The organism is Alteromonas sp. BZK5, assembly GCF_014349115.1.
Taxonomy (GTDB): domain Bacteria; phylum Pseudomonadota; class Gammaproteobacteria; order Enterobacterales; family Alteromonadaceae; genus Alteromonas; species Alteromonas macleodii.
Map to the genome: position 1 here is coordinate 1 of NZ_JACSOE010000048.1, position 23751 is coordinate 23751.

The 23751-nt window shown below is 45.0% G+C and carries 16 protein-coding genes; 10 read left to right on the forward strand and 6 right to left on the reverse strand.

The features are described 5' to 3' along the window. Positions 1-27: 27 nt before the first annotated feature. Complete coding sequence (locus BIZ39_RS13860) at positions 28-1029, reverse strand: LacI family DNA-binding transcriptional regulator (protein WP_014947876.1); 1002 nt, start codon at positions 1027-1029, stop codon at positions 28-30. A gap of 328 nt (positions 1030-1357) precedes the next feature. Between BIZ39_RS13860 and BIZ39_RS13865 the strand changes: the two genes are divergently transcribed. From BIZ39_RS13865 to BIZ39_RS13890, 6 genes are all read left to right on the forward strand, one after another. Further along, positions 1358-2377: an aldose epimerase family protein gene (locus BIZ39_RS13865; RefSeq protein WP_187447257.1), complete on the forward strand. Its 1020-nt coding sequence runs from the start codon at positions 1358-1360 to the stop codon at positions 2375-2377. A 172-nt stretch (positions 2378-2549) separates the two neighbouring features. Then, entirely contained in the window at positions 2550-3605 is a 1056-nt protein-coding gene (locus BIZ39_RS13870) for a UDP-glucose--hexose-1-phosphate uridylyltransferase (protein WP_187447258.1), read from the forward strand. Further along, complete coding sequence (gene galK, locus BIZ39_RS13875; RefSeq protein ID WP_187447259.1) at positions 3598-4740, forward strand: galactokinase; 1143 nt, start codon at positions 3598-3600, stop codon at positions 4738-4740. Before BIZ39_RS13870 ends, galK begins: the two co-directional genes overlap by 8 nt. Positions 4741-5082: 342 nt before the next feature. Further along, entirely contained in the window at positions 5083-6645 is a 1563-nt protein-coding gene (locus tag BIZ39_RS13880) for a sodium/sugar symporter (protein WP_187447260.1), read from the forward strand. Between the two features lie 267 nt (positions 6646-6912). Beyond that, positions 6913-7473 (forward strand): single-stranded DNA-binding protein, encoded by a 561-nt coding sequence (locus BIZ39_RS13885; protein ID WP_168462716.1) that lies wholly within the window; start codon positions 6913-6915, stop codon positions 7471-7473. A gap of 208 nt (positions 7474-7681) precedes the next feature. Next, positions 7682-8680 (forward strand): hypothetical protein, encoded by a 999-nt coding sequence (locus BIZ39_RS13890; protein ID WP_168462956.1) that lies wholly within the window; start codon positions 7682-7684, stop codon positions 8678-8680. 170 nt (positions 8681-8850) lie between these two features. Here BIZ39_RS13890 and BIZ39_RS13895 read toward each other — a convergent pair whose 3' ends face one another. The 5 genes from BIZ39_RS13895 to glpK form a co-directional block, all read right to left on the reverse strand. Then, entirely contained in the window at positions 8851-11427 is a 2577-nt protein-coding gene (locus BIZ39_RS13895; protein ID WP_168462955.1) for a hypothetical protein, read from the reverse strand. A 17-nt stretch (positions 11428-11444) separates the two neighbouring features. Next, entirely contained in the window at positions 11445-12461 is a 1017-nt protein-coding gene (galE, locus tag BIZ39_RS13900) for a UDP-glucose 4-epimerase GalE (protein WP_168462954.1), read from the reverse strand. A gap of 10 nt (positions 12462-12471) precedes the next feature. Further along, on the reverse strand, positions 12472-14832 hold the full coding sequence (locus tag BIZ39_RS13905; protein ID WP_262385768.1) for a sugar-binding domain-containing protein: 2361 nt from the start codon (positions 14830-14832) through the stop codon (positions 12472-12474). Between the two features lie 99 nt (positions 14833-14931). Next, a complete protein-coding gene (locus tag BIZ39_RS13910; RefSeq protein ID WP_168462953.1) occupies positions 14932-17589 on the reverse strand; it encodes a TonB-dependent receptor in 2658 nt (885 codons plus the stop codon). A 449-nt stretch (positions 17590-18038) separates the two neighbouring features. Then, positions 18039-19523, reverse strand: a complete 1485-nt coding sequence (glpK, locus tag BIZ39_RS13915) for a glycerol kinase GlpK (RefSeq protein WP_069943539.1) — start codon at positions 19521-19523, stop codon at positions 18039-18041. Positions 19524-19683: 160 nt separating this feature from the next. On the opposite strand from glpK, the gene BIZ39_RS13920 reads away from it, so the two are divergent. From BIZ39_RS13920 to BIZ39_RS13935, 4 genes are all read left to right on the forward strand, one after another. Next, positions 19684-20442: a DeoR/GlpR family transcriptional regulator gene (locus tag BIZ39_RS13920; RefSeq protein ID WP_187447261.1), complete on the forward strand. Its 759-nt coding sequence runs from the start codon at positions 19684-19686 to the stop codon at positions 20440-20442. Between the two features lie 304 nt (positions 20443-20746). Beyond that, positions 20747-22294 carry a glycerol-3-phosphate dehydrogenase gene (glpD, locus tag BIZ39_RS13925; protein WP_187447262.1) on the forward strand — a complete coding sequence of 516 codons (1548 nt, stop codon included), beginning with the start codon at positions 20747-20749 and terminating at the stop codon, positions 22292-22294. Between the two features lie 114 nt (positions 22295-22408). Further along, positions 22409-22987, forward strand: a complete 579-nt coding sequence (locus tag BIZ39_RS13930) for a phosphoglycerate mutase family protein (protein WP_262385770.1) — start codon at positions 22409-22411, stop codon at positions 22985-22987. 136 nt (positions 22988-23123) lie between these two features. Further along, positions 23124-23627, forward strand: coding sequence for a hypothetical protein (locus BIZ39_RS13935; RefSeq protein WP_156085764.1), 504 nt, complete (start codon positions 23124-23126; stop codon positions 23625-23627). Positions 23628-23751: the final 124 nt, after the last annotated feature.

A 23751-nucleotide genomic window follows, 5' to 3' on the forward strand; every position in this document is an offset into this window, starting at 1 on the left:
ATTAATTTCTGAAAGGAAAGCGAACAGCTAAACCCTAACCATTGAATCTCGTTTTACTACCGTAGGAGTATATTTAAAGGTAAGTCCATCTTCTGGTTTGCTTCCCGAAGCATACTTTAACGCTAGCTCTGCCGCTTTTGCTGCCATCATTTCTACTGGATAACGCAGAGTCGTTAATTTAGGACGACAGTACTTTGCTAACAGCACATCATCGTACCCCATCACAGATACTTGTTCTGGAACTGAAATACCATGATCCTGCAGCATGGTCATAGCACCAGATGCCATAGCATCGTTATAAGCCAAAACAGCAGTGAATTTTGCACCAGTAGCAAGCAAGTTTTGCATTGCCAGTTCACCACCTTCCTGATCGGGCGTAGCATATTCAATCATGCTTTCAGGCAAGCTTAAATTCGCATTGTTAACCGCGTTTCTAATCCCTTCGAGGCGATGATTAGGATCGTCTATGCGATACTGACTGCTTATCACCGCGACATGTTCATGGCCTTGGTTGATGGCATATTCCGCCATAAGGCGACCACCGGTTACGTTATCAAGCCATACACAACGATTTGCTATCTCTGGTATATAGCGGTTAATTAATACAAAGCCTGGAACTTGGTTTGCAAAACCGATCAGGGTCTCGTCATCAAGTGCTTTGCTGTGCACTACCATGGCTTCTACTCGATGCTCTAGCAGTGTTTCAATAGCGCGAAGTTCAGTCTCTTTTTCAATAGAGCCGGCACTTAATAAAATTTGAACGTTATTTTTGCGAGTAATGGACTCCACACCGTGGGCTAACATAGCGAAAAATGGGTCGTGGAGCTCAGCAATGACAACGCCTAAAGATGCGCTACGTTTGGTTACAAGTGCCCGCGCATTAGCGTTGGGACGATAACCCATTTCTTCCATGATTTTTTTGACACGCTTGCGAGTATCATTGCCCACTTTAGGACCATTATTAATAACTCTTGATACGGTCGCTAATGAAACGCCAGCGGCTTGGGCGATATCTTTTATTGTTGCCATTTTCTTTCAAACTTCGTTTTATTGCGTGGAGTGTCGATTGACCTGATTGCCATAGCGTACATTATATTTACAAAAAAAGATAAAATTCTAACGCTTAGCTTAAGGTGTCTTTCACGGGGCTGAGATGCATTAGAGAGATGAAGAGCGTTAGATTACCTAAGTGGTTTTACCTTCTATGATTGTTAATCAAACCGCTGTAAAAAAGAATGGAAAACGTATAACCTCCTAGGCATTCTGAAAGATTGCATTATTCATTAATGTATAAAAAATGTGTGGTAGGTTGGAACGCGTCAGTTTACTAAGCACGTCTTAAGGTAAAAATTTTGTTATGAAAATAAATGTATCTGCATTTGGTGAAGTTGAAGGCGAAGTCATAAACGCCTTTACGTTAACTAACGACAACGGCATGTCAGTTACCTTGCTTAACTACGGTGGAATTATTAAAGAAATTCACTTCCCGAATGCAGAAGGTGAATCGGTAAGTTGTGTCCAAACTTTCGAGACTCTACAAGACTATATAGATGACCCGAGCTATCGCGGTGCGATCGTAGGACGCTACGCAAACCGAATTGGACATGGCTCGTTTGCGTTAAATGGAACAGATTACACCTTAGATAAAAATGGCGGTGAACATAATCTACACGGCGGCCTAGCTGGATTTCATAAGAAGGTTTGGGCGGCAAGCGTCCAAGAGACGACAGACAGTGTGGCTGTAACATTTACCTTAACTAGTCCTGATGGGGAAGGTGGCTTTCCCGGAACTGTTAATGTAGAGGCATGCTATTCCCTTGATCAAAACAACGAGTTATCTCTTGTGATCACCGCAAACACAGACAAAGAAACCCCGCTTAGTTTCACGCAGCATGCTTACTTCACGTTGAGCAACGACCCGCAAGTGGGTAATACATTGCTACATATAGATGCTGACAAAGTAACGGACGCAGATAGCACCTTGCTGCCAACTGGAAAACTGGTCGAAGTTGCCAATACTCCCTTTGATTTCACGAAACCTACAGCAATAAAAGAAAGGGCAGAGCAATCTAATTCCCATCCATTATTTGATAGGGTGGGAGGCTACGACCACAACTATGTACTCCGTGATACGCCTGAGCATACCCCACAAGCAACCGTAAAAGCACTTGATACAGGTATTGCTATGTCGTTATTTACTAACTTGCCGGGTTTGCAGTTTTATACTGGCGGGTTGAAAACCGACGATCAGCTTGGTGCCTTGTGCTTAGAACCACAGCATTTCCCGGATGCACCCAACAAGCCCGAGTTTCCAAACTGTTTCGTAAAACCCGGTGAAACCTTCAAAGCAAGTATGCGATACAAGTTCAGCGCATAGAAATCGTTATGTAGTGACAAAAGAAAATTATTTGTTATCAATTTAACAATTAATTTTCTTTGTTACGCAATTGATAAACGTAGAAGCTTGCTATATCATTATCAGGGTAAACGTTTAACCCTATTTGATGTTGCGCATTAGAGCGTAGCAGGCTAATTCAGAGAGAGTGATTATGGGAACCCCTTTCGACCCTACCAACGATCCACATCGCCGTTACAACCCTTTGTTGGGTGAGTGGGTGTTAGTGTCGCCTCACAGAGCGAAGCGCCCTTGGCAGGGAGCCTCAGAAGAGCCAAACAACGAACAAAAGCCATCTTACGACTCTACGTGTTATTTATGTCCAACAAACACCCGCGTGAATGGTGAAGTTAACCCTGATTACAAAGGTACGTTTGTTTTTCAAAACGATTTTGCCGCCCTTAAGCAAGATACAGAACAAGCCAGTGAGAAAAAGGGGCTGTTTCAGTTCGAAACTGAGCAAGGCTGCAGTCGTGTTATTTGTTTTTCCCCTGATCACAGCAAAACGTTACCTGAGCTTTCCGATGAAGAACGCGTAGACGTAATCAACACGTGGAAAGCACAAACCGCTGAACTTGGTGAAATCTATCGCTGGGTACAAGTTTTTGAAAACAAAGGCTCAATGATGGGGTGTTCAAATCCTCACCCTCATGGTCAAGTATGGGCGCAGCAGCATGTGCCAACTGATCCGGCGAAGAAGGTCGTGCAGCTAAAGCAGTACTTCGGTGAAAACGCCACGCCTATGCTGTTGGACTATGCCGAGCAAGAAGTAGCAAAGCAAGAGCGAGTCGTTTGTCAAAATGATGATTGGGTTGTAGTTGTACCATACTGGGCCGCTTGGCCTTTTGAAACGTTACTTTTACCGAGATTTGACGTGCAATCCATGCACATGCTTTCAGATTCTCAGTCGCTATCTCTTGCTAAGATCATTGGCGAAATTACAGCGAAGTACGACAACTTATTTGAAACGTCTTTCCCATACTCTATGGGATGGCACAGTGCCCCATTTGATAGTGAAGCGCACCCTGAATGGACGCTACATGCGCATTTCTTCCCACCACTTCTGCGCTCAGCAAGTGTACGCAAGTTTATGGTTGGGTACGAAATGATGGCAGAGGCACAGCGAGATTTGACCCCTGAACAAGCGGCAGACAGATTAAAAGCACTATCCACAGTGCACTATAAGAAACGTGAGAATGCGAATGGATAATCAAGTACTTTCTTCTAATTTTGAAACGCATTACGGCGAGGCGCCAGCGTTAATCGCACATGCGCCGGGTCGAGTGAACATTATTGGTGAGCATACCGATTATAACGAAGGGTTCGTATTTCCGGCTGCAATCAACTTTGGAACGTGGGTTGCGGCAACAAAGCGCGCAGATAACGACATCGTGGTTACCGCGATGGACTACGAAAATCAACAAAACCAGTTCTCGTTGTCAGACATTAACTATGACGAAGAACAAGGGTGGGCAAACTATGTTCGCGGCGTAGTGAAAGTACTTAAAGAGGCCATTCCAGATTTTGGCGGCGCTAACTTATTGGTTACGGGCAATGTGCCACAAGGCGCTGGGTTAAGCTCTTCGGCATCTTTTGAAGTGGCTATATTAAAAGCGTTAAGCGCGCTGTATGAGTTGCCCCTCGATGGCGTACAGGCTGCACTGTTAGGCCAGAAAGCAGAGAATACGTTCGTAGGCTGCTCATGCGGAATTATGGATCAGTTAATCTCTGCTATGGGTAATGAAGGCATGGCAATGCTGCTTGATTGCCAGTCGCTAGCCATTGAGCATTCACCACTACCAGACTCGCATCAAATCGTTATCATCAATTCGAATGTTAAACGTGGTTTGGTTGACAGTGAATACAACTTGCGTCGTCAGCAGTGTGAACAAGGCGCGTCGTTATTGGGTGTGTCATCATTACGCGAAGCAACTATGGAAATGCTAGAAGGCGCTAAAGCACATATGCCAGAGGTGGTTTATCGCCGCGCGAAGCATATTGTTACCGAAAATGCTAGAACACTGGCAGCAAGCCAAGCCTTAAAAGCTGGCGACATCGAAACGGTTAGTGAAGCCATGGCGCAATCTCACATCTCCATGCGTGATGACTTTGAAATTACCGTTCGCCCAATCGATTACTTGGTTGAGATCATTGGTGAAGTGCTGGGTAAATCGGGTGGTGTTCGCATGACTGGCGGTGGATTCGGCGGCTGCGTAGTGGCCCTTGTACCTACCGACAAAGTTGAAGCGGTGAAGCAAGTCGTGGCCGACAAGTACTCTGATGAAACAGGGTACAGTGCCGACATTTATGTGTGTACGGCTACACAGGGCGCGTTCGCTGTGTAAAGTTCATGAACGCTCTAAAACTACGGGTAATTGGTCAAGAGTATAACTTTTTTACTTGTCTAATCAAATCTAGTTTCCACCAAACCTTAAAGGTCAGCTTTATGAAAAAAAGATTTAAATCTAGTTAAAAAAAGTAAACAAAATGTGATACTAATATGGGCTAGAACGGGTGTGGTTATTAGCGGCTTTGAGTTGCTATCAACAATCACTTGTTTGATTTAACGCGTTTTAAAAGACGTGATACTGGTGTGGCAAAAAACAATAGAATAATAAAAACAATTTTTCACCTGTGTACCCTGCATGACAATCGCCGCACCCAAAATAAGAACTTTGGGAAAAACTATGAAATTAGCATCAATAGATATCACGTTGTTCGTGGTATACGTCGTCGCGCTTGTCGGAATTGCGTGGTGGGTTTCTCGCGAAAAGCAGGGTCATCAAAAAGACACAAATGATTACTTTCTAGCGGGCTCAAGCTTGCCATGGTGGGCAATTGGCGCATCACTCATCGCTGCCAATATCTCTGCCGAACAAATCATCGGCATGTCGGGGTCAGGTTACCAGTTAGGGCTTGCCATTGCGTCTTATGAGTGGATGGCCGCCATTACGCTGCTTATTGTCGGTAAGTTCTTCTTACCTATCTTTCTTAAGCATAAAATTTACACCATGCCTCAATTTCTTGAGCAGCGATATGATCATCGCGTGCGCAAGGTAATGGCAATATTCTGGCTAGGTGTTTATGTTTTTGTAAACCTAACGGCTGTGCTGTGGTTAGGTGCATTGGCCATCAATACCATCGCGGGTGTTGATATGGTTTACGGCATGATGTTCTTAGGCCTTTTCTCGTTAACCTATTCACTTTACGGCGGTCTGAAAGCGGTAGCACTCACCGACATTATTCAAGTCGTGCTGTTGGTTATTGGTGGCTTGTTTCTGTCGTATACGGCGTTAAACCTAATCAGTGACGGCAATGGTGCCATCCAAGGTTTTGTTGACCTTACTAACAAGCTCCCTGAGAAATTCGACATGATTTTGTCAGAAGACAACCCGCACTATATGGACTTGCCGGGCATTTCTGTATTGATTGGCGGTATGTGGATCATGAACCTGTCGTATTGGGGCTTTAATCAGTACATCATTCAGCGCACGTTGGCGGCAAAGAGCGTTCAAGAAGCGCAAAAAGGTATTGCGTTTGCGGCTTTCCTAAAACTGCTAATGCCTTTAATTGTGGTATTGCCAGGGATTGCAGCAGTGCTAATTGTGCCAGACTTAGCTAAACCGGACCAAGCATACCCAAGCCTAATGACGCTGATGCCTGTTGGTCTTAAAGGTATCATCTTCGCAGCCTTGGTGGCGGCGATTGTGTCCTCGCTAGCGTCGATGACAAATAGCGTTTCTACTATTTTTACCATGGACCTTTATAAAGATAAGCGTCCAAACGAGTCGCAGCAGCATTATGTGAAAGTGGGTCGTATCGTAAGCTTGGTCGCGCTTATCATTGCTATGGTGGTGGCCAAGCCGCTGTTGGGTAATTTCGATCAAGCATTCCAGTATATCCAGGAGTTCACGGGCTTCTTCACACCAGGTATCTGCGCGTTGTTCGTTTTAGGTATGTTCTGGAAGAAAACCACAGCAAACGGTGGTCTGTTGGCCGCACTAGGCTCATTTGTTTTAAGCATTGTGTTTAGACAGTTCTGGCCTGAACTGCCGTTTATTGACCGTGTTGGACTTGTGTTCCTGCTTTGTGTTGCTTTAGCTGTGGTTGTTTCTCTGCTAGAGAAAAAAGGTGTCAGTGAAAACGCTGTCGACCTAAACGAAGTGCAGTTCAGAACCACAAGCGGATTTAATGTAGCATCTATCGCTGTAGTTATCCTTACAGCGGCGTTTTACATAACGTGGTGGTAGCAGACAAGGAAGGGCGTTTTTAATCGCAACGCTCTTGCTAAATTTAGCTAAAAACAACGCGAAAGTTCAGAAGACGCTGACAATAAATTTTGTTAAGTTCTAGAACGTGTTGCAGTTAGTAACGTAAACCTGTGGTGAAAAACTTCAATTTTCCCTCATAAAATACGGTATACTAACCGGCTAATATTCGATGAACTTTCGCGCTTGCTGATGTCTTACTAAGAAGAGTTATACAGCAAGCCACTAAAAACGTTACAGGAGACATCAATGGCAACGAAAGGCGTTAATAAGGTTATTCTTGTTGGAAACCTTGGCAATGATCCTGAAGTTAGATACATGCCTAACGGAAACGCCGTTGCGAACTTAAGCCTAGCAACTAGCGAAAGCTGGAAAGACCAACAGGGTCAGGTTCAAGAGCGCACTGAGTGGCACCGCCTTACAATGTACCGTCGCTTAGCAGAAATTGCCGGAGAGTACCTGAAAAAGGGCTCGCAAATTTATGTTGAAGGTAAATTGCAGACGCGTAAGTGGCAAGATCAACAAGGCCAAGATAGATACACCACTGAAATTATCGTAGACCAAATGCAAATGCTTGGTGGTCGCGGTGGTGAAGGTGGCGGCGGTAACGGTGGTTACCAACGTCCTCAAAACAACCAAGGTGGTTACAATCAAGCTCCAGCGCAGGGCGGCTATAACCAAGCGCCACAGCAAGGTGGTGGTCAGCAGGGCGGCTACAATCAAGCGCCTCAGGGTGGCAATCAAGGTCAGCCAAAGAACCCACCAATGGCTGAGCCAGATTTTGACTTCGACGATGACATTCCGTTTTAAGAAAAAACTGTTCACGTGTTGAAAATATTCTAAGAGCCGCTTTAATAGCGGCTCTTTTTTTGAGCTAAGTTCGCCCAATTATGAGATTGGTGCCCGCTATTCTTCCCCCGATTACCTTAAAATAATTTCATCATATTCCCATTGTTGTTTTCCCATAAACGCGATGAGTGAGCTTTAAGAATTACGTGTAAAAGGTTGGGTTTTTGCAGTGTCAGTAGTAGTAACCTTGGTGGCTTTTGTTTTGTTGTGTCTTAAAAGCAGCGTGTTGTTTGCGCAAACAGACGGCGAATGTGAAGGGGAAAGCTGCGCCTCCAAAAAGCCTACAGTAGTATGGTTGCGACCACCCGAGCTTGGAATTGAAGGCAGTGGTGTCAGTATCACTTCAGGGCCCATCTATGACGCCATGGCGTACCTCTCTACACACCTGCATAACTACGAACACCAATTTGAAGCTTATCCGGTTAAACGTGCATGGTCGTTGGTACAGCATCAACAATCCGCGCAAAAAGTGTATTGTTTTTATGGCGCCGCTTACCAAGAAGAACGCGCTGAGTGGGGATATTACTCCCAGCCAACCTCTATAAACTTACCGCTACTCATTGTTGCAAGAAACGCGCTTCAGCCTTCATTGAAAAATGAATTAGATACCGCGCAGCCTCAGCCAACGCAGGAATATTTTGAGTCCATTTCTTTACGCGCACTGCTTCAGCAAAATTTGAGAACGGTACTCTACAACGATGTGAATAACGTATACGCCGATACTGTTGAGCAATGGGCTACAAAAAACAATGTGGTTCGTTTAAATGGGTTAGGCAAAGACTTAGGCATGCACACCATTGCCCTACTGGAAAGTGGAAGAATAGACTTTGGCTATGTAGGGCACCGCGAGCTTTCAGCATTACCAGAAGAAGAACTCGATGCGCTTAATGTTTATCAAATCAGTGAACTGTCACAGCAGCTAAGAGGAACAAAGCGCTTACTGTGTTCTAAGAGTGAGCTAGGACAAGCGGTAACGAGTGATCTAGACAGCGCGCTGACTCACATTACATCTACGCCTATGAAAAGCCAAACCTTAAGAGACATTAATTTTGTGGCAGATGGATACCCTTTATTTCTTAAACCGCTTTTTGATGAAAGGTGGAGTAAAGTTATGCTCAACGAATCATGTGATAGTGCGACTCATTTGGAGCTAAACAAAAATCTATAGTTCAGCGTGACTCACTAATCAGGTGAGTTAAAAAGTTATCCTACGTGACGCCAACCCAATCCGCTTTTCCAGTCATCGCGCCTGAATCATGGGTGTTCCCGTACTCCATTTCCAAACTCATCACTTTAGCAAGAGGTTGGAAATGGAGGAGATACGTACGGTAACTTAGCTTATTCCATCTTCACCAGTGCAATTTCACCCACTTCAATACCACGCCAACTGTTTTTAGGTGCGCGTTTGAGTGGTGGTAATATAAATTGAAGCCCTGTGATCTGGTGAATATCCAAAGGGGATTGCTCTTCAAATGGCCCCATAGTAACTGGCATAAATATAGGATACGCACGAGTTAATAAGGTCGCAGTGGGTTTTAGGGCCGAAACAGGGAGAATCAAGGTTTTCCATTCGTCACTTACAGTAAAATCAGTGCCGTAAGCCAGCCCATCGTTAGCAATAACGCCAAATTGCAACCTGTCGCTTTTGCCTAATGAACGAACGCGTAGTGCAATAGCGTCATATTCCTCTAAGGAACGATCTATCAAAGTGGCATTCTTAGGGAGATCCGTACGCAGTAATGGACCACCAGTCTGTAGGTTATCGTCAAAGACTTTGAGCGTCACTGTTTCGCCTTCCAATATGGCCGAAGAGGCCGGCCAGCTTACAGTGTTTTGCGGAGGTACAAACGTCTCTCTCGCTTCGCTTGGATCAAAGAGAAGTACAGGACTGCCTGCAGGTTGCAATAATGTGTGAAAGTAAGCGCTATTTAGGAAATCCCAATCCTGTGGTTTGCCAGGTTGGTTATCAGGGTAGGTTACTGTGATATCACCATCTGTAACGGTAAAGGCGTATTCCAATTTACCAGACAGTTTCCACATATCGTCGTTCTCTAGTGTGACGTGGTAAAGCCCTTTATCTTCTTGTTGCATTGGTAAGGTAACAAAGTCACTATGACCCTCATAACGTATATTTAAGGTAACAGTGGGGTTGGGTGTCACACTTTGTACCGCGGCAGTGAAGGTCAATGCCTCGCCAAGATTGCGCTGACGTTGGGGGTGGTGAGTCACGATGGTTTCACTTGGTTTGATTGGGGGTAAGTAATAGGCCGTGTCGATGTCACCTGAAGGCTTAGCCTCTGACGCAGATACCCAATATACCCCAGGCGCGACAGCGAAATTACCCCCTGAAGCCTGAGTTTGATAGTCGTTGCCTTCATTGATGCCAGTGACGACAAAGCGCTGGCCTAGACCAGGTAGAGAAAGGGTCATACTATTAGCTTTGACTGATAGGCGGCTCACTTCACGGTTCAGACTGGAGTTCTGATGAGGATCTTGCAAACTGATCACATCGGGAAATACCTCTAATCGCCATTGTTTGTCGCCCTGTTTATCTAAAAAGTAGGCGCCAGAGCCTGAGTAATTAACTAACTCAGATGAGCCAACCCCAGCAATGTGAGTGAGGCTATCGATATCTTTAGGGCTGCGAGTGGTGCTGTTTGTATAGTAAAACTGTTTAGTATCATCAAACACCGATAAATCAGTGAGGTAATCCAGCGTCGTATGATGAAACTGGTTACTTTGTGGGTACGCAGGTGCGTGATAGTCTTGGGGTAAAGTACGAAACTCTTCACCGGCAATCATCAGACTTATTGCTTTCGCTGGCGTATACAATAAGTTTAAGTAGTGCGTATTGTAGTCTGAGTTAGTGTCTGCAATTACTGCAGGGTCGTAAGCGAACTGAGTGGCCCATTGAAACCCCGCGTCGCGAAAGCTTCGTGCCATCGCGGGGTACGTTACGCTATTTGTAATATCCGCTGCGTCAAATTCGTAAATCATACGCGCTTTATTACTGCACCCACTGATATCGCTAAATGGGTTGGTATACGTTGAAACCGCAGGCAGTACATTGGTATTCAACGCACTGTATTTTAATAAACCAGTGGGATACCACTGATACGCGATACCATCTATTGACGTGTTACATACCGCTTTGGCAAAGTCTCTCTGGTCACCTTGTTCACTAATGTTATAGAACAAAGGCTTGGTAACACCTGCGTCTTTAACGGTTTTAATTAAGGTTTCGATATACGCTGCACTCTTTTGTGGGGCTAAGCGATGTTTGGGCTCATTAAAAAGCTCAAAGGCGATAATTTCAGGGTCGCTACCAAGGAGTTGCCCAGTGTAACGGTTTTTGTGCGCCATAAACTGAGTCAGATAGCGCTGCTGGGCGGCAATAAGCGCAGGCTTATCATTCATATCGTTTTTGCTGTAGCCCACTGCAAATCCAGGCTCAGCGGGATCTGGTTCGGGATAGCCCGTTCCCCACCATGCAATGGGAGTGATGATAGCGCGAATGCCATGCTCTTGAAGGCGCATCATCAGATAATCGAATAACTCAAGATATTCATTGTCGATGAGATTGCCTTCTTTATCGCTGATGGCTTTGTCCCATACGTGAATGCGATAGGCATTTAGCTTAAGCCGAGCCATATGGTCCACGTCTATATCGATAGCGACTTTGTGATCGATTCCACGTCGAGCGATAGCGCGATAACCATAGGCAAACGGTGCACTGTAGTTGGCACCAAACAAGTAGACTTGGTCGCCGTTGTCCCATAACAACCGACCGTTTTCTACTGTCACGGGGGTAGGGGGTAACGTGGTATTGGTCAAACTTACTGCGCTACTTGAGCCTGCTGTAGTTAAGCTCATAGTAGCCAAAACGATTGAGGTTACGAATATTTTTGAGAACATCTTAACTTTCCTACCAGTTAGGCTTCGAGATAGCCGTTAGGGTTAGACGACTGCCATCGCCAACTGTCTTTCACCATGTCTTCTAAAGTGCGGGTGGCTTGCCATCCCAACACCGCTTTGGCGTGACCTGAGTTGGCGTAACACTGTGCCACATCGCCGGGGCGACGGGGGGCAATTTGATAAGGGATAGGTCGGTCACTAGCTTTCTCGTAGGCTTCTACCATCTCTAGCACTGAAACACCGCTACCTGTACCTAGATTAAAGCAATGACTACCCGGTTTTCCGTGCAATTGCTCCAAAGCGCGAACATGCCCTTCCGCTAGGTCACATACGTGTATATAGTCGCGCACTCCAGTACCATCAATGGTGGGGTAGTCATCGCCAAATACAGCCAGATGGGAGCGCTTGCCCACGGCCACTTGTGCAATAAAAGGCATTAAATTATTTGGGATACCACTAGGGTCCTCTCCAATCCGTCCGCAAGGGTGAGCGCCCACTGGGTTAAAGTAGCGCAAAATAATACCGTTAAATTGAGCGGTGGAAGTCGCAAAATCTTGTATGATTTGCTCTACCATGAGTTTACTTCTGCCGTAGGGATTAGTTGCGCCCACGGGAAAGTCTTCCACAATAGGTACAGTTTGTGGGTCACCGTAAACTGTCGCTGAAGAGCTAAACACTAACGTATGTACGCCAGCCTCATGCATAGTTTCTATTAAAGTCTGGCTGGCAGTAACGTTGTTTCGGTAATAAAGCATAGGTTTTTCAACAGATTCCCCCACCGCTTTTGAGCCGGCGAAGTGAATGACGCCATCAAAGGTGTGCTCGGAGAAAACACGTCTGAGCAGTTCTTCATCCCCAACGTCACCTTCATAATGAGGGATCTCTGTATTACAAATACCTTCTACCCGCTTAAGTGCTTCGATGTGGCTGTTAGAGAAGTCGTCAATTACCACAACAGAATGGCCTGCTTCAATTAACGCGATACAGGTATGTGAGCCGATATAGCCAGCACCACCAGTGACTAATATATGCATGGGTCTTTCCTTACTTTTCAAGTGACAATGTTGCAGGTTTCAGACCTTTGGCAGTAACCGTGATTTCGGCGTTTTTAAGTGTTTCACCAATTTCAATTAATAATGCCCCTTCTCCCCATGATGTGGTAATGGGGCTCTGATTTAATAATCTAATATCGCCTTCAACTTCAGCATTCAGCTCGATGTTATTTGTGCGAACAGGATTGCCCTTAGCATCTACCACTTGTGCGTATACAAATACTTTGTCTTTCACGGAGGGAGTAGGAGCAATACCTGAGGTGTCGAGTCGTAGCGTTAACGCACTGGCTTGTTCAGGCGTAGTGACGCTATGACGGGCGACAATATTCTCACTAATAAGCGCTTCAGCACGCAATGTTCCAGGCTGGAAGTTATCTATTGAGAAGGTAAAGGGAGGATGCGCTAAGTGCGTACTCAAAGCATCAGTGTCGGGGCTTTGCGTCCCAATTAAGCGATCGTTGAGGTAAAGCGCGACGCGCTCGGCATTTGAGTAAACGCGTACATTAGTGCTTGACGTTTCATCCCAATTACTTGCGATATACACCATGGGACCGCTTTCAAATTGCGGGGCCTGTTCGTCTGCATTCCTTTGACTTTGGAAAAAGTAATAGCTGAATTTAGGCTGGCGATAAATACTGGCGATACCCGACGCTTCAATGTCATCGGCATAGCCGCGGTTATAATCAAACATTACCCAGTAACCGTCTGCAAAGGCGGGTACGGTAAAGTTGTCATTGTGGGCTTCTTGAAGGTTCTTTGCCTGTTGCAGCAGGCGCTTTTCACCACTATTTAGTAATTGACGGCTAGTGCGTTCATCTTCCTGCAAATCTTGCCAGCTATCCTGATTTAAACCCGCGTTTTGCGCGTAATATTCCCAGTCCCCGTACTCAGATACAATGTAAGGGACTGTGGGTGTTTCGTAATGCTGCAGTCGGTGTTGGCGGGCTTGTACAAAAATATCGTAGCCGAGTTCCCATCCTGCGGAATAGGCGCCAGGGTATTCGGCATGTACTGTATCAGATAGTGCTGCGATAAATTCGTCCGGCATGTCTGATTCGTTTAATGAGCACTCCCATGCAATGACGCTAGCGTGATTACGGTCTCGGCGTAGCAAATCAGCACACGCTTTTAAGGTATGAGCTTCGAACTCTTTTGTGGGGTTGTAATATTGCCAACCCAATATTGCATCCAGTAACACTAAGCCCAATTCATCCGCCGCCTTCATAAATGCTGTTGAGTGAGGGTAGTGGGACAGTCGAACGTAGTCGAAACCCGCCGATTTGATTTTTACGGCATCGCGGTAATCAGCCTGAGCAGAGGTTGCGTAGCCGACAAACGGATATTCCTGGTGGCGGTTGACACCGCGAAGAAAGGTTTTTTCACCGTTTATCAGTAGCTCATTTTTATCATTGAAGACAAACGAGCGAATACCGATGTTTCGCGATTGATGTTCTATAGTTGTATCGTCGTGCGACAATACAGTGTCCAGTGTGTATAAATTGGGGTGCTGAGGAGACCATAAGGCAGGTTCAGTTACTGTAATTAACTGATTAAAATGACGCTTTTCACCTGCCGGCAGAGTGTATTGTTGGCTTACCTTGTGAACGTCACTTCCATCAAATGACAAAGTTTGGGTTAGAGTAAAAGTTTTTTCTTCACCGCTGGTGTTAGCTACATGTGTTTGAATGTTTACTTCAGATTTCACTTTCTCGACTAAAGGGAAGGTGACAAAAACACCGCCACCGGCCACTTCGTTAGCGTGCATCTCATCAGTAATCATCAAGGGATTTTTTACCAGAAGATTAACATCGCGATATAAGCCACCGTAGGTATTAAAATCAAGCAATGTAAGTGGCTTCGGGCCTGTAACGTCATTGTCACGGTTATCTAAGCGCACGCGGAGGGTATTCCTTCCTGACACCAGGTAAGGGCTTAAATCGAAAGTGAATGGTAAATATCCACCTAAGTGAGTACCCACTTTCTCATTATTAAGCCAAACCTCTGTAGCATTCATTGCTCCCTCAAAACGAATAAATACCGCTTGCTCAAGCCACTCTGCCGGCACTGAAAACGATTTTTGATACCACGCAATACCTTGCCATTGGTCATTTACCACTTCAGGCTCTAACCGGGGAGTATGTGGAAGAGCAATATTTTCCCATGCTTGGGTTATTTGCTCAGGCGTAAGCGCCTCATCCGCCTTCTTAAATTTCCAGTCTTGATTGAAAGGAACCACTTCACTTAGAAAAGGCGATGAAGAATGCGGTGGATTAGAAGAAGACGTGAAGGGCTGACACGCGCCTAACCACAACAGACAACAGAGTAAAAAGCTAAATCGGGAAATAGAAGTCATTGCTCTAGCCTAGATGAATTTAAAAATAGACAAGCCTAGTTGGCTTAAACGCAAAAAGGCACTGCCCTTATATGAAAGAGCAGTGCCGATACAACGCACTTACATCGCGTATTGGAAGCCTAACAAATAACGGCGTCCCCATTCAGCGTATTGACGTGGTCGGGTAGGGTCGTTGTCAAAGTATGACGTAGACGCTTCATTCGTTAGGTTCTGACCTTGTAACATTACTTTTAAGTTTTCGGTCACTTCGTAGGCAATGCTGGCATCAACCGTGGCTTCGTCGTCTATAGTGAAAACGGCACCTGGATCCCAGCTACCTACGCTAGTGTATGCACTGCGGTAGTTATATGACACCTTCGCATCAATACCTGCTTTGTAATACCAAAGAGTTAAACTACCTACATTTTTAGATAAGCCACCCATAGTCAATGGGTTGTTTTCAGGCTCAAACTCCGTCACGTTAGTATCTGTATAGCTGTAGTTGGTATAAATGCCCAAGCCATCAAAAGGTTCTGGCAACATGTTAAACGCTTGCTGATACATCACTTCAACGCCGCGAATCTGACCACCATCACCGTTCACAGGGCCGGTAAATTGGTAACTTTCACCATTTATATTAAGTGTATCTGTAGCTGCACCTACATGACTCTTTAGGTCTTTAAAGAAGAGTGACACGGTAAGAGCAGCATCTTCAGCAAAGAAATATTCATAGCCCAGGTCAACTTGGTCCGCGATGAATGGATTTAGCTGGGGGTTACCGCCAGAAGCAGTGTTAACCGTAGAAGATGTGTTAAGTTGTAAGCCTGTACGCATTTCAATGAGAGGCGGACGAGATATAGCACGTGAAAGTCCAAAGCGAATTTGCGAATCTTCCGTAATGTCAAAACGTAAGTTTAGCGCAGGCAGCACCTCACTATAGTCATGGTCAATCGATACCGCAGTTAGCTCTCCCCCGTCAGCTTGCTGAAAACCGGATGAAGTAGATTCGGTACTGATGTAACGCACACCTACATTACCCGTGTACGAGATACCGCCAATTTCACCTAACAGATTAAACTGAACATACAATGCAGTATTAGTTTCTTGAACATTCCAGCTATTAAGTATATCGGCATTAGTCTGGGTATGCTGGTTGCGGTTATCTATCCCGCCAAACGCTTCCTGCGCTACTTCTGACCAATTTCGTATGCTGTAAAGCGCAGGGACGTCATAGCCTTCACCAAGCTCGTAAGTAAAGGCGTCTACATTGGCACTGCTATTGGCTACACTTTGTTGCCAGCTAACCACATCATTGTCTTTTTCTCTATCTGTCCAACGCCCGCCGAAGCTCATGGCATCAATAATTCCCCACTCGACTGGCCGAGCGAAATCAAGCTTGGCAGTGATCATTTCATCTTCTAACAGGCGGTCGTTGTCCACTTGCATGTAGTTAAGGCCGTAATCTGTAGCATCGCTTATGTCATAACCGGTGCCAATGGATAAGCGGTCAGTGGTAGTGTCCCAGCTATAGTCCATGCCATTTGCATCCGCATCAGCATCCCAATACCACGACTGAATATTCACCCAGCGCGAGGTAATTGACGCTTCTGAGTAGCCGATATCCGCGTTAACTTTCCATACATCGCCAAGCCATTCAGCATTTAAGCCTGTACTGACGAGTTCGTTTTTCTGGAACCAAGTAGAATTATTTGCAGTGTGGCTACCGCCCCACAACATTCCACCTGAAACAATTTGTTCTGAACCATCGGGTTTAGTTATGATTTGCGGCGGGTTGCTGGCATTTGAAATGTTCCAGTTATTTAAGCCGCCCCAGTTACCCCAACCGTCGAACCAGACTTGATCTTCTCGTTCTTCAATATCAAATTTGGAATAGAAGAGGTCATATTTTAGTTCTAAACTTTCATTTGGTAGCCATTGAAGTACTGTCATTGCACCAACTCGTTGGTTGTCACCTCCTTTCGTAGCCGTCTGTGCTCCCCAAGGGGCCGCTTCAGAGATGCCATTACCATTAACATCACCTTGTTCAGCCGGAACATTATTGTATTCCCACGAGGTAACATCTTTTTGTAGAGAGGGTTGGTCTTGAACGGCAACGCCAAACGCAATACCAAATGTATCTGAAATAGGGTCGATATAACTGAAATTAGCGCGATAACCTTGGGAGTCGGCTGTGGGGATATCGTCTGCTAAAGGGTAATCCATCAAGTGCCCGCTGATATTTACTGACCTTTGATCTTTAGTCAAGGGTTCTACGAATTGCATGTTAACCAAGCCTGAGATACCCCCTTCAATATTACTTGCTAAAGGGCTTTTAAAAACTTCAACTGAGCTAATAAGTTCCGCAGGGAATTGTTCAAAACGAACACTACGGCTTGGTTCACCGCTAACAATTTCTCGGCCATTCATGGTTGCAAGGTTTAGACGCGGCCCCATACCTCGAATAGAAATCTGACTCGCGTTTCCGCGATCACGGTCTGCTGCAATACCCGGTAAGCGAGCGAGAGCATCAGTGATTGTCACATCGGGAAGTTGTCCCAGGTCATCTGTGGAGATAATTTCTACCGTCGAATCAGCTAACTTTTTGTGCTGTAGTGAACGGGTTAATGTGCTACCGAAACCACGGACAGTGATAACTTCGGTTTCGCCAATATCAGCTTGTTTATCAGCATCGGCCGCTTCTTGTGCTGAAGCAATGCTGATATTTAAGCATTGCGCTACCGCAAGTGCAGTCAAACCTAACTTGAATTGTGTCTTCATTCTATTACCCCCAAGGTAAATTTTTTAATAGTGTCTTGAGTCGTGTCGAGTGTGTTTTTAGCGTCCTGGTAGGCGATTGTAGGGATGGCTACCATAAACAGTAACAACTTTATAACATAGTTGGGTAAACGTTTACCATAAAAATATTAAGAGAAATTGAATGTTTTATAGACGGTAATAAATAGTAGGCTGTAAACAAAGGAGACTATTGAGGTAAGTTTGAACGCTGTACGCTATATTTTTAGCGCTCTGTAATGACTTTTTGAATGAAGAGTCTTCACTTCAATACAGAGCTTTCAGGTCGTTTAGAGAACAGTGCGATATAGGAGGAAGGAAAACGATAATGGCCTAATAAAAAACCAATATTAGGGGTTATCGTTTTCCTTTATGCCAAATAGGAGAGCCCGATTTGGTTTTCAGGGACGCTCTAATGCGATGTCCGCTACAAGTTAACTACAGCGGATGCGGTCAACTGCCGCTTTCCAACCATCATAGGCTTGATCACGTTCTTGCTTGGTCAATCTTGGAGTGAAAACGCTATCACTCTTCCAACAATGGGTTAAATCGTCGATTGAATTGAAGACACCAGCCTGTAATCCTGCTAAGAAGGCAGCACCAAGAGCGGTGGTTTCCGTAATCTCAGGGCGCTCTACTTCAGCGCCCAATATGTCTGAAAGAAAGCCCATAACCCAATCATTACGCGACATACCGCCATCTACACGAATAGTTGTGGGGCGAGCGCCATCGCTTTCCATTGCTTTTTGCAGGTCCTTAGTCTGATAGCAAACAGACTGAAGTCCCGCTGCAACGATTTCGCTAATGCCTGTGTCGCGGGTTAAACCTAAAATTGCGCCACGGGCATCTGGATCCCAATAAGGTGCGCCTAAACCAGTAAATGCCGGGACAAGGAACACGCCGTTATCTTGTCTTGCTCGCTGTGCAAGTGCCTCCGATTCGGCGGCATCGTCGATAAGCTTCAGGCCATCTCTGAGCCATTGAACGGTTGCGCCGGCCATAAAAATACTGCCTTCAAGCGCATAAGTCGTTTTGCCGTTTAAACGATACCCAACGGTGGTGAGTAATCGGTTTTTCGATTGCAAAGGGGCGTCACCAGTGTTCAATATCATAAAACAGCCGGTACCGTAGGTGCTCTTGGCCATGCCTTTTTCAAAGCACGCTTGGCCTACTAATGCTGCTTGCTGGTCGCCTGCTACGCCTTGGATAGGAATAGCTCTACCTATGATGTCTTCTTTCATTACACCAAAGTCAGCCGCACAGTCCATCACCTCGGGTAGCATTGAGCGTGGGATATTGAATTTATCTAGTAACTTCTCATCCCAGCATTGGTTATTGATGTCGAACAGCATTGTACGCGAGGCATTGGTGGCATCAGTTTTGTGTGACTCACCACCCGTTAAGCGCCATATAAGGAACGTGTCTACGGTTCCAAACAGCAGCTCTCCGTCCTCGGCTTGCTGTCTTGCACCTTCTACATTGTCTAATATCCAAGCTACTTTTGTGGCAGAGAAATAAGGGTCTAACAGAAGCCCTGTCGATTCAGTAATGTGTGAGACGAGCTCTTCGTCTTCACTTAAATCACGACAAAGCTGGGCTGTGCGTCTGTCTTGCCAAACGATAGCCGGGTAGACCGGCTCGCCAGTGTTTTTATTCCACACTAAGGTTGTTTCGCGCTGGTTAGTGATACCAACGGCTGCGATATCTGATGGTGTTAATGAACATTTATTGAAAACTTCTTTGAGGGTAGAGACAACGCTTTCCCAAATTTCCTCTGGATCATGCTCAACCCAGCCATCTTTCGGATATTTTTGAGAGAATTCCTGCTGTGCAATAGCGTCTATACTGCCCTTTGGAGAAAAAATGATGCTGCGAGAGCTTGTTGTACCTTGGTCAATGGCAAGGATATGTTGTCCCATAAGGTCACTCCTGAAGATAGTTTTCATAGAGTTTGCATCATTTACACAGGATTAACAATGCTATATTTTCGAAAACGAACATTGGTGTTTCGTTTTGTTATGGGAACATTGAAGTTAAGCACGTATAATTGATGTAATTTTCTAATTCTGAGGACTCGTGATGAATCAAACGCAAAGACACGAAAAAATTGTTGGGCTTATAAAGCTACATGGTTTTATGTCTATTGATGATTTGGTCAGTGCTTGCGACGTTACGCCGCAAACAATCCGTCGAGACCTTAACCAGCTTGCTGAAAATGGTGTGGTAAGTCGCTATCATGGTGGTGCTGGCCTAAACAGAAGTTGGGAAAACACGCCATATCAGGAAAGGAAAACCCAAAACAGCGAAGTCAAAGAGAAAATTGCTGAAGCAGTGGCTGCGATGATCCCTGACGGCGCATCGTTGTTCATTAATATCGGTACGACGACGGAAATGATTGCAACTAAGTTGCTCAACCACAAAAATCTTCACGTGGTAACCAACAATATTCACGTTGCTACCATTCTTTCGGCTAAAGAGGATTTCTCCGTCATAATTGCTGCCGGTGAAGTTCGCTATCGCGATGGCGGAATCATTGGCGAGGCAACCTGCGATTTTATAAGCCAGTTCCGCATGGATTACGGCATAATCGGTATCAGTGGTATTAGTTCGGACGGTGCACTACTTGACTTTGATTTCAGAGAAGTGAAAGTGTCCCAAGCCATTTTGGAACATACTCAACACGTTATATTAGCTGCGGACTACAGTAAGTTTGAACGCCGCGCAATGGTGGAGCAGGGGCACATTTCACAGGTTGATTGCTTAGTTTGTGATAAAGCCCCGCCGCCCAGCATAAGCAAGATAATCGAAGAAAATAACATCACCTTTGTCAAAGCGTGACCATCTATTTGCTATAGTTTTCCACTACTTTTAAACCTGTTCTCGGTTTTGCTCGCATTCTACTTTTTGGCAGCCTTCTTTAAACATTACGCACTGTTGCCGCAAGCGCACTTACACACCACGTATTTTTCAATGTAAATCAGTCAAATATTGTTGCGATTGGATTTGTTCATTCCTTTTAACTACGAATTTTAACTTTCTTTAATGTTCGTAAATGTTCGTTTTGTGTTGACATGTTTTCTTTTTGCTTGTCAAATAGACAACCATATGAGGATATCCATATAAATACCACTAGAGGCAATGTATGAGTCAAAGCAATCAAACTGAACAGACAGTCGACGTTTTAGTCGTTGGCGGCGGTGTTAACGGCGTAGGCGTCGCGCTTGACGCTGCGGGACGCGGGCTTTCGGTTGCTTTGTGCGAGAAAGGTGACCTCGCAGGCGCAACGTCTTCTTCTAGCAGCAAATTAATTCATGGTGGACTTAGGTATTTAGAACATTATGAATTTCGCTTAGTGAAAGAAGCGCTGGCAGAACGTGAAGTGTTGTTGAAGAAAGCGCCTCACATCATGTGGCCGTTACGTTTTCGTTTGCCTCACCAAAAGCATTTACGGCCTGCGTGGATGATACGAATTGGTTTATTCCTCTATGACTCGCTGGCTAAGCGCAATATGTTAGCGCGCTCACGTAAGCTAACGACCACCAGTGAAAGCCCGCTGGTTAGCGATATTTCAACGTGTTTTGAATACTCAGATGGTTGGGTAGATGACGCACGCTTAGTGGTACTAAATGCACTAGCTGCCCGAGATCAGGGGGCGAAGATATATACGCGTACTGAATGCGTTAAAGCTGAAAAGTTAGATAATTTGTGGAATGTGAAGCTTAAAACGTCTCAAGGGAAAACGTTTACAGTTAAGGCCAAGTCAATTGTTAATGCGGCTGGACCGTGGGCAGTATCGTTTCTAGATCGCTTGGTAAATATTCACAACCCCAATGCGATGCGCATGGTAAAGGGAAGCCACTTTGTCGTTCCCAAGCTATATAACTCTGACGAAGCGTACATTTTACAAAATAAAGACGGGCGTATTGTATTCGTGATCCCTTACGAAGGTGATTTCTCACTTGTGGGCACAACAGACGAAGACTTTAAAGGTAATCCGTCTGACGCTGCAATTTCAAACGAAGAGACTGATTACCTAATTGAAGTCGTAAACAACTACTTCAAGTCCAAGATAACACGCGAAGATATAGTCCATACTTACAGTGGCGTGCGCCCACTCTTAGAAGAGAAAAACGCGTCAGCACAAGAACTTACTCGGGACTATAAAGTAGAGCTTAAGGGTGAAGCTGGAAAGCCCGTATTACTTAATATCTTCGGCGGCAAAATTACAACCTATCGAAAGCTCTCAGAGCACGCGGTAGATAAACTTGTCTCATGTTTCCCGAAAGCGAAAAAAGCGTGGACCAAAGAAGTACCGCTACCAGGTGGTGCATTTGAGAGTCAAGAATCGCTAGTTGCTCAACTAACTTCCGAGTTTTCTTGGCTGGACAACGCTATCGCTGAACGCTACGCAAGACAGTATGGCTTACTATGTTATAAGTTTCTTAAAGGTAAAGCGTCAGTAGATGCTATGGGGATTCATTTCGGGGCTGGTATGTATCAGGCAGAAGTTGATTACCTTATAGAGTGCGAGTGGGCTTGTTGTCTAGAAGACGTGATTTGGCGCAGAACAAAACATGGATTACGCTTGGACAAAGCCCAACAGGAAGCGCTGTCTTCTTATATCTCAATGAAAGTTTCTGGCGCAGTTCAATCGGATGAGTCTGTGGATGCTGTATTGGCAAGCGCCTAACCCGTGAAAAGGTACGTATTAGAAGGAGCCATCTTTGCTTGAAAAGCGATAAGGTGGCTCAATCGCCATTGATTAGCTAGCCCAACAGGATAAAGTAGACGACTTAAAATGAACATGGACGTGATAAACAATACTTCCGTCAAGGAAGTCGTACTTATTAGACACGGTAAGCCTCTCTCGGCGCATAATGACAAAGTAAACTCAGCTCAATATGCTCAGTGGGTGCGTAACTATGATAAATCGATACTCGATCCAACAAGTCACCCAAAGCAGAAGACCCATATCGACGACAGCTACATTGTGGTTAGCCCGTTACTAAGGGCTAAATTGTCTGCGGCTTATTACGGCGCGACTCAAATTGATGAAGAGTTGCCCTATCTTAAAGAAATGGATATTCCTTACTACAAACTTCCGTTCACCTTGCGCAGTTGGCACTGGGTCGTCTTAAGCCGTGCATTATGGTTCATAGGATTTAAAGGTCGATTTGAAAGTTTCAAAGCTGCCAAGCAAAGGGTTAATCTTGTTTCCGAGCGTATTGAAAAACTGTGTGAGAAACACGAGCGGATAGTGCTATTCGGGCATGGTATGACTAACTATTACACCCGAAAAACACTCATAAAAAATGGCTGGCAATTAAAGCAAAAAGACGGTGATTTTTGGGGAATTACGATATTGCACAAGCCGTTGCCATAATGCTGAGTCTTCGTTTTTTAACCAGAAATTCTTAAGGTTTATTTATACCTACTTCATTTTTTCTTCAAAATGTCGATAAAATAGAACAATGCCTAACAAGCGCTAACGACTTGAACAAAGGCATGGGGAATCGACAATGAATAAAACCAACAAAAAGAAACCTTCCACGTCTAATGTTTTTAAGGCGGCTATTTCAGCTATTTTTGCAATTACCCTTGGCGTTACTATCAACTTTCTTCATACCGACGAGAAAGACACCACAACAATCGCCTTTGCACTAAACCTAGATACGTTTAAGCGTCACGTCGTCTCGTCTCACTGGCAATGGCGAGTCCGCCAACCCACTACTATGATAATGCTGATTCACTACAATGAGTCGGGCAAAGAAACGAACCGTACTCCGGTGCGAATGAATCACAACGGATGGCCGACCGCTGAGCTTTCTAGTGAAGGGTGTGAAAAAATATGGACGTCGCTAGTGGCGACACCACTGCGCGTGGACGGCTTTAAGATCCATGCCGACTACTATGCTGAACTTGAAGAGAACGAAGACAACTATTGGTGTCGCTTCAGCTTAAGTAGCGGCGCGTATTTCGACTATTTTCCTGCAAACGGAACAGTAACAAATTTAAGCGATTAAACTGGCCACATAAACGAGGGTGCACAATATAGGCCTATGCTTATATAGGTATTTGTTCTATTTAGATAATTAGTCTACTTTTGAGTTAATGCCATGTTACTTATTGGCGCCATAAGGTATTGTT

Coding starts and splice junctions, on each gene's coding strand:
- BIZ39_RS13860 (WP_014947876.1), bottom strand. CDS start 1,029: ATGGCAACAATAAAAGATATCGCCCAAGCCGCTGGCGTTTCATTAGCG.
- BIZ39_RS13865 (WP_187447257.1), top strand. CDS start 1,358: ATGAAAATAAATGTATCTGCATTTGGTGAAGTTGAAGGCGAAGTCATA.
- BIZ39_RS13870 (WP_187447258.1), top strand. CDS start 2,550: ATGGGAACCCCTTTCGACCCTACCAACGATCCACATCGCCGTTACAAC.
- galK (WP_187447259.1), top strand. CDS start 3,598: ATGGATAATCAAGTACTTTCTTCTAATTTTGAAACGCATTACGGCGAG.
- BIZ39_RS13880 (WP_187447260.1), top strand. CDS start 5,083: ATGAAATTAGCATCAATAGATATCACGTTGTTCGTGGTATACGTCGTC.
- BIZ39_RS13885 (WP_168462716.1), top strand. CDS start 6,913: ATGGCAACGAAAGGCGTTAATAAGGTTATTCTTGTTGGAAACCTTGGC.
- BIZ39_RS13895 (WP_168462955.1), bottom strand. CDS start 11,427: ATGTTCTCAAAAATATTCGTAACCTCAATCGTTTTGGCTACTATGAGC.
- galE (WP_168462954.1), bottom strand. CDS start 12,461: ATGCATATATTAGTCACTGGTGGTGCTGGCTATATCGGCTCACATACC.
- BIZ39_RS13905 (WP_262385768.1), bottom strand. CDS start 14,832: ATGACTTCTATTTCCCGATTTAGCTTTTTACTCTGTTGTCTGTTGTGG.
- BIZ39_RS13910 (WP_168462953.1), bottom strand. CDS start 17,589: ATGAAGACACAATTCAAGTTAGGTTTGACTGCACTTGCGGTAGCGCAA.
- glpK (WP_069943539.1), bottom strand. CDS start 19,523: ATGGGACAACATATCCTTGCCATTGACCAAGGTACAACAAGCTCTCGC.
- BIZ39_RS13920 (WP_187447261.1), top strand. CDS start 19,684: ATGAATCAAACGCAAAGACACGAAAAAATTGTTGGGCTTATAAAGCTA.
- glpD (WP_187447262.1), top strand. CDS start 20,747: ATGAGTCAAAGCAATCAAACTGAACAGACAGTCGACGTTTTAGTCGTT.
- BIZ39_RS13930 (WP_262385770.1), top strand. CDS start 22,409: ATGGACGTGATAAACAATACTTCCGTCAAGGAAGTCGTACTTATTAGA.
- BIZ39_RS13935 (WP_156085764.1), top strand. CDS start 23,124: ATGAATAAAACCAACAAAAAGAAACCTTCCACGTCTAATGTTTTTAAG.